The organism is Streptomyces profundus (assembly GCF_020740535.1).
Lineage (GTDB): Bacteria > Actinomycetota > Actinomycetes > Streptomycetales > Streptomycetaceae > Streptomyces > Streptomyces profundus.
In genome coordinates this window covers 5,735,747-5,749,181 of record NZ_CP082362.1, presented here as the reverse complement: position 1 = coordinate 5,749,181, position 13,435 = coordinate 5,735,747, and the positions used below count along the sequence as shown (strand labels likewise).

General features: G+C 69.6%; 12 protein-coding genes. 3 read left to right on the top strand and 9 right to left on the bottom strand.

The features are described 5' to 3' along the window. Window positions 1-19: 19 nt before the first annotated feature. From K4G22_RS25290 to K4G22_RS25280, 3 genes are all read left to right on the top strand, one after another. Window positions 20-2,146: a 3-hydroxyacyl-CoA dehydrogenase NAD-binding domain-containing protein gene (locus K4G22_RS25290; RefSeq protein ID WP_228082658.1), complete on the top strand. Its 2,127-nt coding sequence runs from the start codon at window positions 20-22 to the stop codon at window positions 2,144-2,146. A gap of 10 nt (window positions 2,147-2,156) precedes the next feature. After that, window positions 2,157-2,582, top strand: a complete 426-nt coding sequence (locus K4G22_RS25285; protein ID WP_228082656.1) for a PIN domain-containing protein — start codon at window positions 2,157-2,159, stop codon at window positions 2,580-2,582. A gap of 75 nt (window positions 2,583-2,657) precedes the next feature. Next, window positions 2,658-3,059 (top strand): VOC family protein, encoded by a 402-nt coding sequence (locus K4G22_RS25280; protein ID WP_228082652.1) that lies wholly within the window; start codon window positions 2,658-2,660, stop codon window positions 3,057-3,059. Here K4G22_RS25280 and K4G22_RS25275 read toward each other — a convergent pair. From K4G22_RS25275 to K4G22_RS25235, 9 genes are all read right to left on the bottom strand, one after another. Continuing rightward, entirely contained in the window at window positions 3,028-3,915 is an 888-nt protein-coding gene (locus K4G22_RS25275) for a sigma-70 family RNA polymerase sigma factor (RefSeq protein ID WP_228082650.1), read from the bottom strand. The two genes, K4G22_RS25280 and K4G22_RS25275, sit on opposite strands and share 32 nt — an antisense overlap. After that, window positions 3,912-4,304 carry a VOC family protein gene (locus K4G22_RS25270; RefSeq protein ID WP_228082648.1) on the bottom strand — a complete coding sequence of 131 codons (393 nt, stop codon included), beginning with the start codon at window positions 4,302-4,304 and terminating at the stop codon, window positions 3,912-3,914. Before K4G22_RS25270 ends, K4G22_RS25275 begins: the two co-directional genes overlap by 4 nt. A 155-nt stretch (window positions 4,305-4,459) precedes the next feature. Then, complete coding sequence (dxs, locus tag K4G22_RS25265) at window positions 4,460-6,376, bottom strand: 1-deoxy-D-xylulose-5-phosphate synthase (protein ID WP_228082646.1); 1,917 nt, start codon at window positions 6,374-6,376, stop codon at window positions 4,460-4,462. A 158-nt stretch (window positions 6,377-6,534) separates the two neighbouring features. Beyond that, entirely contained in the window at window positions 6,535-7,764 is a 1,230-nt protein-coding gene (locus K4G22_RS25260; protein WP_228082644.1) for a sugar ABC transporter permease, read from the bottom strand. Continuing rightward, a complete protein-coding gene (locus tag K4G22_RS25255; protein WP_228082643.1) occupies window positions 7,761-8,579 on the bottom strand; it encodes an ATP-binding cassette domain-containing protein in 819 nt (272 codons plus the stop codon). Before K4G22_RS25255 ends, K4G22_RS25260 begins: the two co-directional genes overlap by 4 nt. Window positions 8,580-8,690: 111 nt before the next feature. Continuing rightward, window positions 8,691-9,803, bottom strand: coding sequence for a sugar ABC transporter substrate-binding protein (locus tag K4G22_RS25250; RefSeq protein WP_228082641.1), 1,113 nt, complete (start codon window positions 9,801-9,803; stop codon window positions 8,691-8,693). Between the two features lie 281 nt (window positions 9,804-10,084). Next, a complete protein-coding gene (locus tag K4G22_RS25245) occupies window positions 10,085-11,266 on the bottom strand; it encodes an ROK family transcriptional regulator (RefSeq protein ID WP_228082640.1) in 1,182 nt (393 codons plus the stop codon). Between the two features lie 201 nt (window positions 11,267-11,467). Next, on the bottom strand, window positions 11,468-12,391 hold the full coding sequence (locus K4G22_RS25240; protein ID WP_228082639.1) for a carbohydrate ABC transporter permease: 924 nt from the start codon (window positions 12,389-12,391) through the stop codon (window positions 11,468-11,470). Window positions 12,392-12,440: 49 nt separating this feature from the next. After that, on the bottom strand, window positions 12,441-13,361 hold the full coding sequence (locus K4G22_RS25235) for a carbohydrate ABC transporter permease (protein WP_322785134.1): 921 nt from the start codon (window positions 13,359-13,361) through the stop codon (window positions 12,441-12,443). Window positions 13,362-13,435 lie beyond the last annotated feature (74 nt).

Below are 13,435 nucleotides of genomic sequence, written 5' to 3'. Positions count from 1 at the left end.
AGACGACGAAGGAGTCACAGTGAGCACCGCCGAGACGCTGCGTTCAGCGGCCGAGGTCTTCCCCGACGAGGTGGTCACGCACGCCACCGTGCGCCATCTGCAACTGCCGCACGAGACCGGCCGGTTCGCGCTGATCACGTTGGACAACGGCTTCGACCACAAGAAGCCGACCACCTTCGGCCCCCGGTCGCTGGCCAACCTGGACGCCGCGATCGACCAGGTCGAGGCGGAGGCCCTGGCCGGTGAGATCGTCGGCATCGGGCTGACGGGCAAGCCGTTCGTGTTCGCCGTGGGCGCCGACCTCAAGGGCGTCGAGGTGCTCAGCGAGCGCCCCCAGGCGCTGGCCATCGGCACCGGCGGGCACGACGTGTTCCGCCGGTTGAACGGGCTGGCCGTGCCCACCTTCGCCTACTACAACGGCGCCGCGCTCGGCGGCGGCGTCGAGGTGGGCCTGCACTGCACCTACCGCACGGTCTCCGAGTCGATCGCCGCCTTCGCGCTGCCCGAGGTCTTCCTCGGCCTGGTCCCCGGCTGGGGCGGCTGCACGCTGCTGCCGAACCTGATCGGCGCCGACCGCGCCGTGACGGTGATCGTGGAGAACGCGCTCAACCAGAACCGCATGCTCTCCGGGCCCAAGGTCTATGAGCTGGGCATCGCCGACGCCATCTTCGAGGCGGCGGACTTCCTGGAGCAGTCGCTGCGCTGGACGTCGGCGGTGCTGCGCGGCGAGATCGAGGTCGGCCGGCAGGACCCGGACCGGGGCGAGGCGTGGGACCAGGCCGTGGCCAGGGGCCGGGGCATCGCCGACGAGAAGGTGCATGGCGCGGCCCCCGCCGCCTACCGCGCGCTGGACATCATCGCCCAGGTGCGCAACGGCGACCTGCGGGCCGGCTTCGAGGCCGAGGACGCCGCGCTCGCCGATCTGATCATGGGCGACGAGCTGCGCAGCGGCCTCTACGCGTTCAACCTGGTGCAGCGTCGGGCCAAGCGCCCGGTGGGCGCCCCTGACAAGTCGCTGGCCCGCCCCGTCACCAAGGTCGGCATCGTGGGCGCCGGGCTGATGGCGTCCCAGCTGGCGCTGCTCTTCGTCCGGCGGCTGAAGGTGCCGGTGGTGCTCACCGACATCGACCAGGAGCGCGTGGACAAGGGCGTCGGCTGGGTGCACGAGCAGCTGGACATGCTGCTCCTCAAGGGTCGCCTCAGCCAGGACGCGGCCAACCGTCTCAAGGCGCTGGTCACCGGCTCGTTGGACAAGGCGGAGGCGTTCTCCGACGCGGACTTCGTGATCGAGGCCGTCTTCGAGGAGATCGGCGTCAAGCAGCGGGTCTTCGCCGAGCTGGAGGCCGTCGTCCCCGAGCACGCGATCCTGGCCACCAACACCTCGTCCCTCTCGGTCACCGAGATGGCGTCCCAGCTGAAGCATCCGGAGCGGGTCGTCGGGTTCCATTTCTTCAACCCGGTCGCGGTGCTGCCGCTGCTGGAGATCGTGCGCGCCGAGCGCACCGATGACGCCTCGTTGGCCACCGCCTTCAAGGTCGCCAAGGAGCTGAAGAAGTCCGCGGTGCTGGTCAAGGACGCGCCGGCCTTCGTGGTGAACCGCATCCTGACCCGCTTCATGGGCGAGGTGCTCGGCGCCATCGACGAGGGCACCCCGGTCGAGGTGGCGGACGGTGCGCTGGCGCCGCTCGGCCTGCCGATGTCGCCGATGGTGCTGCTCGAACTGGTCGGCCCGGCCGTGGCCCACCATGTCGCCGGCACCCTGCACGAGGCGTTCCCCGACCGGTTCGCCGTCTCGGAGAACCTCGGCCGGGTGGTGACGGCCGGCAAGCGCACCCTCTATGTCCACGACGGGGGCAAGCCCGAGCTGGATCCGGAGGTGGCCGCGCTCTTCCAGGTCGGCGACCAGGTCCTCAGCGAGGAGCAGGTCCGCGCCAGGGCGTTGGACGCCATCGCCGAGGAGATCGGCCTGATGCTGGACGAGGGCGTCGTCGCCGAGGCGCAGGACATCGACCTGTGCCTGCTCACCGGCGCCGGCTGGCCGTTCCACCTGGGCGGGATCACTCCCTACCTCGACCGGGCCGGCGTCTCCCAGCGGGTGCTGGGCCGGCGGCTGCTGGCCCCCGGCGTGGCGAGCGTGCCGGAGTAGGGTCCGTGAGGTGACGGACGAGCAGGAACGCGCGGCGTCCGACCCGAGCCACTCGGGTCGGACGCCGCTGCTGTTGGTGGACGGCGCCAACGTGGTGGGTTCGGTGCCGGACGGTTGGTGGCGCGACCGGCGGGGCGCTGCGGAGCGGCTGCGGGATCGGCTGCGCGGCTATCCGGAGGCCGTGGAGGTGGTGCTGGTGGTGGAGGGCGCCGCGCGCGGCGTGGCCTCGGTGCCCGGGGTGCGCGTCGAATCGGCGCCGGGCAGCGGCGATGATCTGATGGTCGAGCTGGTGCGTGCCGAGGCGTCGGGGCGCCCCTGCCTCGTGGTCACCGCGGACCGGGAACTGCGGGAGCGGGTGAGGGCGTTGGGCGCCGAAACGCTGGGCCCGCGGCAGCTGCTCGAACGCGTCTCGAATATTTCTCCCGAGGAGCGATGAGTTTCCGCGAGGCCCCTGGTCTGTCCTGGTGAATGCCACCGCACACGGCGGTGGCCACCTGCCGAGGGAGTCCTCATGTCCACGATGGTCTTTGTGAACCTGCCGGTCGCGGACCTGGAGCGGTCCAAGGAGTTCTTCACCAAGCTGGGCTATTCGTTCAACCCCCAGTTCTCCGACGAGAACGCGGCCTGTCTGGTGATCAGCGACACCATCTACGCGATGCTGCTGGTGAAGCCGTTCTTCAAGACCTTCACCAAGAAGGAGATCGCCGACGCCACCACCCACACCGAGGTGATCGTGGCCCTGAGCGCCGACAGCCGGGAGGCCGTCGACGAGCTGGTGGACCGGGCGCTGGCCGCCGGCGGCCAGCAGACGATGGACCCGATGAGCGAGGGCCCCATGTACGGCCGCAGCTTCCAGGACCTGGACGGCCACCAGTGGGAGGTCATCTGGATGGACCCGTCCGCGGTGGCCTAGGGCACGTCGTTTGGATCCTGGCGAGTTGGGCCGGGTCGATGACGATATGGATGTCGGTGATCCGGCCGTCGCCCACCGTGAAGGCGATGGTGGAGAGCGGGGTTCCGTCGGGGCGCCAGGACAGGTAGCCGAGGGCGCCGCCCACCAGCACCGGGCGGTGGCGGACAGCGGTGCCGGAGAACCTGCGGGCGCCGGTGGCGACTTGGGTGGCGCCGAGGGTGACGACCACGCCGTCGGCGGTGTCCACGGCCAGCCGCACATTCGGGTCGAGGACACGGAGCAGCGCCTCGAAGTCGCCGCTGAGCGCGGCGGCGCGGAAGGCCCGGACGACCTCGCGGTCCTCGCGTCCCGGCCCCGCCGGCCGGTCCTTCGCCTGGACCTTGCGGCGGGCGCGGCTGGCGATCATCTTGCTGGCGTCGGCCGACCTGCCCAGGATCTGGCCGATATCGCGGAAGGGGACCGCGAACATGTCGTGCAGGACAAGGGCCAGGCGTTCGTTGGGGGTGAGCGAGTCGAGCACGACGAGCAGGGCGCGGCCGACCGAGTCGGCTCGCGCGGCCTGCTCGTCAGGGGCGGGGGTGTCGTCGGGCGTCACCACGAGGTGGGCGACGTCCTGGCCGTAGGCGGTCTCCGGGTGGGCCTGGCGGGATCTCAGCAGGTCAAGGCTGAGGCGGCCGACCACGGTGGTCAGCCAACCGGCCAGGTTGTCGATGGTCCCCTGGTCCTGGCGGGAGAGGCGCAGCCACGCCTCCTGCACCACATCCTCCGCGTCGGCGTGCGAGCCCAGCACGCGGTACGCGACGGCGCGCAGCCGACCGCGCTGGGCTTCGAACGCCTCGGTCAGGGGGACGGTCATGGCTTTCGCTGCTGGCGGAGCGAGACGCGGTTGCCGTCCGGGTCCAGCGCCTCGACGCGGATGCCGAACGGATAGTCCTCGGGTTCGGGCTGTTCGAAGACGACGCCGCGTTGGCGCATGATCTCGAAGTCCGCCCGCAGATCGTCGGATTCGAGGATCAGCGGCCCTGGCGAGACGATCCCTCCCTCGTCGCCCGGCTGACCCGCCGCTGCCGCGTGCGACCACAGGAGGATATGCACCGGGCTGTCGGGAGCGCCGACGGTGAGGAAACGCCCGTCGGGCCCGGGGAAGTCGACCCGCTTCTCCAGGCCGAGCCCGCCGGCGTAGAACTCCAGCGCGCGGTCCTGGTCCGTGACATAGACCGTGGCGAACATGAGGTTGGTCAGCATTCGTGTTCTCGATTCACTCGTTGGTGATGAGACAACCGTTCGCATCCGGTTGTCTCCCCCATGACGAGTGCCGAGGCGAGAAGGTAACAGGACCGCGCGGACGGGCCCCCAACCCGCTCGGGGTGGGGGCCCGTCCGCCGTTCTCGACGTTCCGGTCAGTCGGTGCCGAAGGCCGCCGCGCCGGCCGCGTCGAGGCGGCCTTCGAGGCGGGCGACGAGGCCGGTGACCTGCCGGGCGATGGCGGGGCCCGTGAGGCCGGCCTCGGCCAGCATCTCGGGCCTGCTGCCGTGGCCGAGGAACCGCTGGGGGATGCCGAAGTCCCGCAGCGGCACATCCACATCGGCGTCGCGCAACGCCTGCGCGATGGCCGAACCGACGCCACCCGCCCGGCCGTTGTCCTCCACCGTGACCACCACGCGGTGCTCGGCGGCGAGCCCCGGCAGCGCCGGGTCGACGGGCTTGACCCAGCGCGGGTCCACCACCGTGCTGCTGATGCCCTGCTTGTTCAGCAGCTCGGCGACCTCCAGGCAGACCGGGGCCAGCGCGCCGACCGAGACCAGCAGCACATCCGGGCGGTCCGTGTCGGCGGCGCGCAGCACGTCCATGCCGCCGACCGTGCCGACCGACGCCACCGGGGCGCCCACCTTGCCCCTCGAATAGCGGACCACGGTGGGCGCGTCGTCGACCTCCACCGCCTCCCGCAGCTGGGCGCGGAGCTGATCGGCGTCGCGCGGCGCCGCCAACCGCAGCCCCGGCACGCACTGGAGGACCGACATGTCCCACATCCCGTGGTGGGAGGCGCCATCTGGCCCCGTGACCCCGGCCCGGTCCAGCACAAACGTCACGCCACAGCGGTGCAGCGCGACGTCCATCAGCAGTTGGTCGAAGGCGCGGTTGAGGAAGGTGGCGTAGACGGCGAAGACCGGATGCAGCCCGCCCGTGGCCAGACCGGCGGCCGAGACCGCGCCATGCTGCTCGGCGATGCCCACGTCGAAGACCCGGTCGGGGAACTCCTCGGCGAACCGGCCGAGGCCGACCGGACGCAGCATCGCGGCCGTGATGGCGACGACATCCTCCCGCTCCCGGCCGAGACGCACGATTTCCTCGCCGAAGACCGACGTCCAGTCGGCGCCGGAGGCGGAGACCGGCTGGCCGGTGTCGGAGTGGATGACGCCCACCGCGTGGAACTGGTCGGCCTCGTCCTCCCGCGCCGGCTGGTAGCCGCGGCCCTTCTCCGTGAGGCAGTGCACGATCACCGGGCCGCCGAAGCGCTTGGCGCGCTGGAGCGCGGACTCCAGCGCCTGGATGTCATGGCCGTCGATCGGGCCCACGTACTTGATGCCCAGGTCCTCGAACATGCCCTGCGGGGCGATGACGTCCTTCAGGCCCTTCTTCGCGCCGTGCAGCGTGCCGTAGATCGGGCGGCCGACGACGGGGGTGCGGTTGAGCATCTGCTTGCCCCGCTCCAGCCACCGCTCGTACCCGTCCGTGGTGCGCAGCGTGGCCAGGTGGTTGGCGAGGCCACCGATCGTGGGCGCGTAGGAGCGCTCGTTGTCGTTGACCACGATCACCAGCGGGCGGTCCTTGGCGCCGGCGATGTTGTTGAGCGCCTCCCAGGCCATGCCACCGGTCAGCGCGCCGTCGCCCGTCACCGCGACGACGCGGTTGTCCAGACCGCGCAGCTGGTTCGCCTTGGCGAGGCCGTCGGCCCAGCCCAGCACCGTGGAGGCGTGGCTGTTCTCGATGATGTCGTGCTCGGACTCCTCCCGGGAGGGGTAGCCGGAGAGGCCGTCCTTGGTGCGCAGTCCGGAGAAGTCCTGGCGGCCGGTGAGCAGCTTGTGCACATAACTCTGGTGGCCGGTGTCCCAGAGGATGCTGTCGGCGGGGGACTCGAACACGCGGTGCAGGGCGATGGTCAGCTCGACCACGCCGAGGTTGGGACCCAGATGGCCCCCGGTCTTCGATACGGCGTCGATAAGGAACGTACGGATCTCTGAAGCCAGCTCCTCCAACTGCACCGGGGTCAGCCGGTCCAGATCGCGGGGTCCCGAAATACCGGTCAGCAACGACACCGTTCCTCCTCGCGTCGGGGCACTAACACCATCCGGAGAGTCTAATGCGGCCCGGCCGTCACGGGGATCCCAGCTGCGCATTAAGTCACCCGAGCCACTGCTGGCCCGGGTGACGGTAAACCGGTGTGAACCGACATGGAGGGGTGCAACTGGTGTAACTAAGTGCGTCCCGCTGTGCGTTGCGTCTTTCTGGAGACGGAGTCCAGCACGACGGCGACCAGCAGCACGGCGCCGGTGATCATGTACTGGATCTCGCTGGCCATGCCCATCAGGTTGAGCCCGGTGGTGATGGACTGGATGACCAGGGTGCCCAGCAGCGCCGACCACACCCAGCCGCGTCCGCCGAAGAGGCTGGTGCCGCCGATGACGGCGGCGGCGATCACGTTCATCAGCAGGTTGCCCGAGCCCAGGCTCTTGGACGCGCCGCCGGCCTGGGCGGCGTAGAACAGGCCGCCCAGGGCGGCCAGCGAGCTGGCGATGGTGAACACGGTGAGCCGGACGCGCGCCACGTTGATGCCGGCCCTGCGGGCGGCCTCGGCGTTGCCGCCGACGGCGAAGATCTGCCGCCCGTAGGTGGTGCGGCGGATCATGAAGTCGGCGAGCAGCAGGATGCTGAGGAAGATCACCAGGGCCAGCGGGAGACCCCGGTGCTGGTTGAGGGTGTAGGCGGTGACGAAGGCGGCCACCGCCACCAGGCCGACCCGCAGGGCGATCTCGCTCAGCGGGCGGGTGGGCAGATCGGCGGCCTGCCGGCGGCGTTCCTGGAAGACCAGGGCGCCGAGGTAGCCGACGGTGAGCACGGCGGCCAGGCCGTAGGCGGCGGCGATGTCGGTGAAGTAGAAGTTGTTGAGGTCCCGCACCAGGCTGTCGCGGGGGATGTTGATGGTGCCCTCGTCGCCCATCACCCAGATCTGGAGGCCGCTCCAGCCGAGGAAGCCGGCCAGGGTGACCACGAAGGCCGGCACTCCGATCTTCGCGAAGAAGAATCCGTGGATGGTGCCGACGGCGGCGCCGGCGAGGATGGCCAGGCCGATGGCGACCAGGTCGTTGACGCCGTGGCTGACGGAGAGGACCGCCCAGATGGCGGCGGACAGGCCGGCCATGGAGCCGACGGAGAGGTCGATCTCGCCCAGCAGCAGCACCAGCACGATGCCGACGGCCATGATGCCGGGGCCCGCGATATAGACGCTGATGTTGCTGAGGTTGCGCGGGGAGAGGAAGGTTCCCGTCTGCGCCTCGAAGACGACGGCGATGATGATCATGCCGATCACCACCGGGATGGAGCCCAGCTCCCCTCCGCTGATCCGGCGGCGGAAGTCCTCCACATAGCCGGCGAGGCCGCGTTCCCGCACCAACAGCCGGGGGTCGGGCGCGAGTTTGTCGCTCATTCTGCTGATTCCTCCCCCTGCGGGTCCCCGTCGTCCGTGCCGTCCTTGCGGAGGCTGCGGCGGGTGACCGCGTTGTCGGTGGCGCCGGTGATGGCGGCGATGATCTCCTCGCCCGTGGTGTCGGCGGCCCGGAAGACGCCGTTGTTGCGGCCGAGTCTGAGCACCGCGACATCGTCGGCGACGGCGCGGACGTCCGCCACGTTGTGGCTGATCAGGATGACGCCGAGGCCGCGGTCGCGGAGGCGTTCCACCAGGTCGAGCACCTGGGCGGTTTGCTCGACGCCGAGCGCGGCCGTCGGTTCGTCGAGGATGACCACCTCGGGCGAGCCGACCAGGGCGCGGGCGATCGCCACCACCTGGCGCTGGCCGCCGGAGAGCGAGGCGACGGGGATGCGGACGCTGGGGATGCGGATGGAGAGGGTGTGCAACAGGTCCCGGGCCTCGCGTTCCATCGCGACCTGGTCCAGCACATGGGCTCTGCGCAGCTCCCGGCCGAGGAAGAGGTTGGCGACCACGTCGAGGTTGTCGCAGAGGGCGAGGTCCTGGTAGACGGTGGCGATGCCGAGGTCCTGGGCGTCGTGCGGCTTGGTGATGCGCACCGTCTCGCCCTTCCAGACGATGCTGCCACTGTCGATCGGGTGGACCCCGGCGATGGTCTTGATGAGGGTGGACTTGCCGGCTCCGTTGTCGCCCACGAGGGCGGTCACCTCACCGGGGCGGATCTCCAGGTCGACATCGGTCAGCGCCTGGACGGCGCCGAACCGTTTGGAGACACCGTGCAGCGCCAGAACGGGTTCGACGGGTTCGTCGGGCATCAGGATTCCTTCGTGGTACCCCCGCGCGGGGACGGGGCGGCAACGGACTCCCGCGGAGCTGGCCCGGGCCCGGCGTCCGGGTGGACAGAACGGGGCCCGGGCGTTCCGGGGTCAGCCGATGCCGGCTTCCTGGCAGGCGTCGGCGAACTCCGCGGTGCAGATGTCGCCGGGCGCGTAGAACTCGTCGGCGATCACGGTGTCGTTGATGGTGTCCACGGTGACCGGGACCGGCTCAAGCAGGGTGCTCGGGATACCCGAGTCGGTGGGGCTGTCGACGCTGTCGGGCGCCAGGTCGGCGATGTCCTCGCCGTTCAGCAGCCGCACGGCGATCTCGGCGGTGATCTCGGCCTCGGCGCGCAGGCCCTTGTAGATGGTGAAGGTCTGCTCACCGGCGATGATCCGCTGGAGACCGGCGAGTTCGGCGTCCTGGCCGCCGACGGGCACATTGGTGATCCCGGCCGCCTGGAGGGCGTTGATCACACCGGCGGCCATGCCGTCGTTGGCCACATAGACGGCGTCGAAGCCGTCGTCGCCGAGCGACTCGATGGCGGCGTTCATCTCCTCGTTGGCCAGCGCGGCGTCCCAGCCGTCGATGTCCTGGGAGAAGACGATTTCAGCGCCGCCCTCAAGGACCGACTCGGCGCCGCTCTTGAAGAGGGCGGCGTTGGGGTCGGTGGGCGAACCGTTGATCATCACGACCCGGGCGCCGTCGGCGTCCTCGCCGAGGGCGTCGAGCACGGCCTGGCCCTGGAGTTGGCCGACGGCCTCGTTGTCATAGGAGACATAGGCGTTGATCGGGCCTTCGGCCAGCCGGTCGTAGGCGACCACGGGCACGCCCTCGGCTTCGGCCTCCTCGACCCAACTCGAAGTGGCGGAGGCGTCCACCGGGTCCAGGATGATGACGTCGACGCCGCCGGTGAGCATCGCGTCGAACTGCTGCTTCTGGAGGTTGGTGTCCTCGCTGGCGTTGCTGTACTGGACCGTACAGTCCGCGCACAGCTCGCTGATCTTGCCCTCGATGTAGGGGCGGTCGAAGGACTCGTAGCGCGTGGTGGAGTCCTCGGGCAACAGCAGGCCGATCGTGCCGCCGCCGTCTCCGCCGTTGCCCTCGTTGCCCTCGTTGCTGTCGTCATCTCCACCGCCGGCCTCTCCGCAGGCGGCCAGCGCCACCGTCAGGGCCAGGGAAGCGACACCTATCCCGACAAATCGCAGTTGTTGACGCATCGTTACTCATGCCTCCCGCTCGGGCCGCTACTTCGCGGCCATTCGGTCGGACGAGAGCTAACTCCGGCGGCTTGTTGGCGTCAATACATAAATCCATCTTCAACCAAATCGATACCTTCCCTTAGACTCGAAACGAAGGTTTGGGGATCGATATCGGCGGGCATTAAAGGGCGCCCCTGCTCGATGGAAAATGACGGCTTGGCTTCCGTTCTGTTCGTTTTACCTCTTGAACCTTCAACCAGGCGATCGGGCAGGCGCGTCGGCCGTCGGACCCGGGCGCGTCAGGTGTCGAATCCGCCGCCCAACAGCATCCCGTCGCCCATCTCCCGCAGCACCAGGGCCAGCGCCCCGAGCACCTCGGCTCGCGGGCCCAGGGCGCCGGCCGCGAGGGTCAACTGCCGGGCGGCGCTGGGGATGGCGTACCGTCCGACCGACTCCCTGATCGGTCCGAGGGCGATCTCCCCCGCCTCGGCGAGATCGCCGCCCAGCACCACGCGGCTGAGGTTGAGCAGGTTGCACAACTGCGCCACGGCGGTGCCCACATGGCGGGAGATGTCGCCGATCACCCGCCGGCAGCCCGGGTCGCCCTCGCGGGCCAGCTGCACCACGCGCTGCATGGTCAACTCGGGGCCGTGGATGGGGTGGAGCAGCGGCAGCACATGCCGGGCGGCGGTGAAGGTCTCCAGGCAACCCCGGTTGCCGCAGCGGCAGACCGGCCCCGACTCGTCCAGCGTGACATGGCCGATCTCGCCCGCGGTGCCGCCCGGTCCCCGGTAGATCCGGCCGTCGATCACCAGCCCGGCGCCGACGCCGCTGGCCACCTTGATATACGCCAGATCGCCCGAACCACGGCCGCTCCCCCAGACCGACTCGCCCAGGGCGCCGAGGTTGGCGTCGTTGTCCACATGCACCGGCACGCCCGTCCTGGCCGCCAGTTCGTCCCGTGGGTTGGTGCCGCGCCAGCCGGGCAGTATGGCGGTCGAGCCGATGGTGCCGCTGGTGATGTCGATGGGGCCAGGGACGCCGAGACCGATGCCGATGATCTTGGAGCGGTCCACGCCCGCCACCGTGAGCAGCCGCCCGACGAGCTTCTCCGCCCGGTCGAACCCCTCGTCGGCGGACGCGTCCACGTCGACCGGCTCGGCCTCCTCCGCCAGCACCTGGTGCGCGAGGTTGCCGACGGCGACGCGCAGATGGGAGTGGCCGAAGTCGACGCCCACCACGATCCCGGCGTCGCCGGAGAGCGAGACGCTGCGCGCCCGCCGGCCACCGGCCGAGGTGGAGCGCACCTCGACGGTGCCCAGCTCCTTCAACTCCCGAACGATGTTCGAGACCGTGGCCGCGGAGAGTCCCGTCGTTCTGGCGATGTCCGCCTGGGTGAGCGATCCGGCGGCGCGGACCGCCCGTATCACCCGCTCCAGGTTGGCCCGGTGCAGCGAGGACTGCGATCCCGGAGTCTTCACGCTTCACTCCACTTCCGATAACCGAGCTTCCCGTCACCCGGCGGGAGAACGAGGCTCCCGCCGGCCGCCCCACCAGCGACGGGAGACGGCGCCGGGCCCACTATAGGAAGTTCAGACCGGCCCCGGGGGGTCGGTAACGGAATCCGTGGACCGGCGACCGCCCCCGAGGCGGCGTGTCGGATGGTCTCGGCCCGACGTCGGCTAACGGATCGCCCCCGCCGTCAGCCCGCTCTGCACCTGCCGCTGGAAGGTCACATAGACCACCAGCACCGGCATCATCGCCAGCGTGACACCGGCGTAGAGGGCACCCCAGTCGCCCTCGTAGCCCTGCTGCACCATCAGCGCCGCCAGCCCCTGGGGCAGCACGGCGTCGTCCGGATCGCCGACGTTGAGCACCCGGGGCAGCACGAACTGGTTCCACTGCCCGAGGAAGTTGAAGATGCCGATGCTGATGAGGCCCGGTTTCGCCATCGGCATCATGATCTGGAAGAACGTCCGGCTGTGCGACGCGCCGTCCAGCGTCGCGGCCTCCTGTACCCCGCCGGGCAGCGTGCGGAAGAACGACACCAGGAAGAAGATGGTGAACGGCAGCGAGTAGGCGATATAGACGACGATCAGCCCGGGACGGGTGTTCAGCAGGCCGAAGTTGTTGAGGACGAAGAACAGCGGCACCAGGGCCAGGAAGATCGGGAACATCATGCCGCCGACGAACAGCAGATGGATCGCCCGGCTCCCGGGGAACGTGAACCGCGCCAGCACATAGGCGGCCATGGCGCCAAGCAGCATGGTGCCGGTGAGCGAACCCGCCAGGATGATCAACGAGTTGAGGGCGTAGCGGCCGATGTTGGCGGACGTCCAGGCGTTGCTGAAGTTCTCCCAGTGCAGGCCGGTCGGCAGCCCGATGGGCTCGGAGACGAGATCCCCGTGCGCGCGCAGGCTGTTGACCACCACCAGCAGCACCGGGGCCGCCGCCATCACCAGCCACAGCACCAGGAAGGAGTGCGAGAAGACGTTGAGCACGGCGCCGGTCGCCGAGTCCCGCCGCCCGGCGGCGGGGGTTTCACCGGCGCCGGGCGCCGACGGGTCGCCGGTGGACGGGTCCCCGGTGGGTCGGGTGAGACTCATCTGCGGTGCTCCCAAGGGCAGTCGGGGGTAACGAGGGGCGCGGCCACGGTCAGAACTCGATCCGCTCTCGGCGGCCAAGACGCATCATCACCGCGGCGAACAGCAGGGTGATGAGGAAGAGCGCCACCCCGATCGTGGTGGCGTAACCGGCCTGCGCGTCCCGGAAGGACTTCTCGAAGAGATAGCTCGGCAGCACGTCCATGCCGTGTTCCGGAACCATCACATTCACCAGAGCGAACGCGTCCAGGGCCTGGATTCCCATATAGATCCAGCCCGTTCGCACCGTCTCCCAGGTCAACGGGAAGGTGATCCGGAAGAAGGTGACGGAACGGCCGGCGCCGTCCAGCCTGGCCGCCTCGTAGATCTCGGTGGGGATGGCGCTCATCGCGGCCGAGAACAACACCACATAGAAACCGACGAAGGACCAGCACAGGACGACCAGGACACACCAGATCGCCCAGGAGCTCCCCAGCCAGTCCTCGCGGGTCCAGGAGTCGAGGCCCACCGTCTCAAGACCGGCGTTGAGCGCGCCGCTGCGCGGGCTGTAGATCCTGGCCCAGATGACCGCGATGATCGCCAGCGAGAGCACCTGCGGGAAGAAGTAGACGATCTTGTAGAGCTTGGAGCCGGCGACCCCGGACACGCCGTGGCCCCGGCTCCGCCCGCCCGCGCTCAACATGTAGGCAAAGAAAAGCCCCATCGCCAGCGTGATCAGCGGGGCGATCACCAACAACAGCACGCTGTTGCGTGCGGCGTCCCAGAACTTGTCGTCGTTCCACATCCTCTCGTAGTTGTCGAACCCGACGAAGTTGTAGTCGCTGCTGTATCCCGTCCAGTCGGTCATCGAATAGAAGAACGCCTGGAGAAACGGCGAGACGACAAAGAGGCCGTATACCAGAAGCGGGAGGGAGAGAAACCAGACGATAAAGCGGTACTGGTCCAGCTTCCGGTATCTCCGGTCGTAACGCACGCTCTGTGGAGTGAACCGGGGCGGCAAGAAGAACGCCGCGGTCAGTCGCAGTCTCATACCCAGGGAAAGACGGT

Coding starts and splice junctions, on each gene's coding strand:
- K4G22_RS25280 (WP_228082652.1), top strand. CDS start 2,658: ATGTCCACGATGGTCTTTGTGAACCTGCCGGTCGCGGACCTGGAGCGG.
- K4G22_RS25275 (WP_228082650.1), bottom strand. CDS start 3,915: ATGACCGTCCCCCTGACCGAGGCGTTCGAAGCCCAGCGCGGTCGGCTG.
- K4G22_RS25270 (WP_228082648.1), bottom strand. CDS start 4,304: ATGCTGACCAACCTCATGTTCGCCACGGTCTATGTCACGGACCAGGAC.
- K4G22_RS25260 (WP_228082644.1), bottom strand. CDS start 7,764: ATGAGCGACAAACTCGCGCCCGACCCCCGGCTGTTGGTGCGGGAACGC.
- K4G22_RS25255 (WP_228082643.1), bottom strand. CDS start 8,579: ATGCCCGACGAACCCGTCGAACCCGTTCTGGCGCTGCACGGTGTCTCC.
- K4G22_RS25250 (WP_228082641.1), bottom strand. CDS start 9,803: ATGCGTCAACAACTGCGATTTGTCGGGATAGGTGTCGCTTCCCTGGCC.
- K4G22_RS25240 (WP_228082639.1), bottom strand. CDS start 12,391: ATGAGTCTCACCCGACCCACCGGGGACCCGTCCACCGGCGACCCGTCG.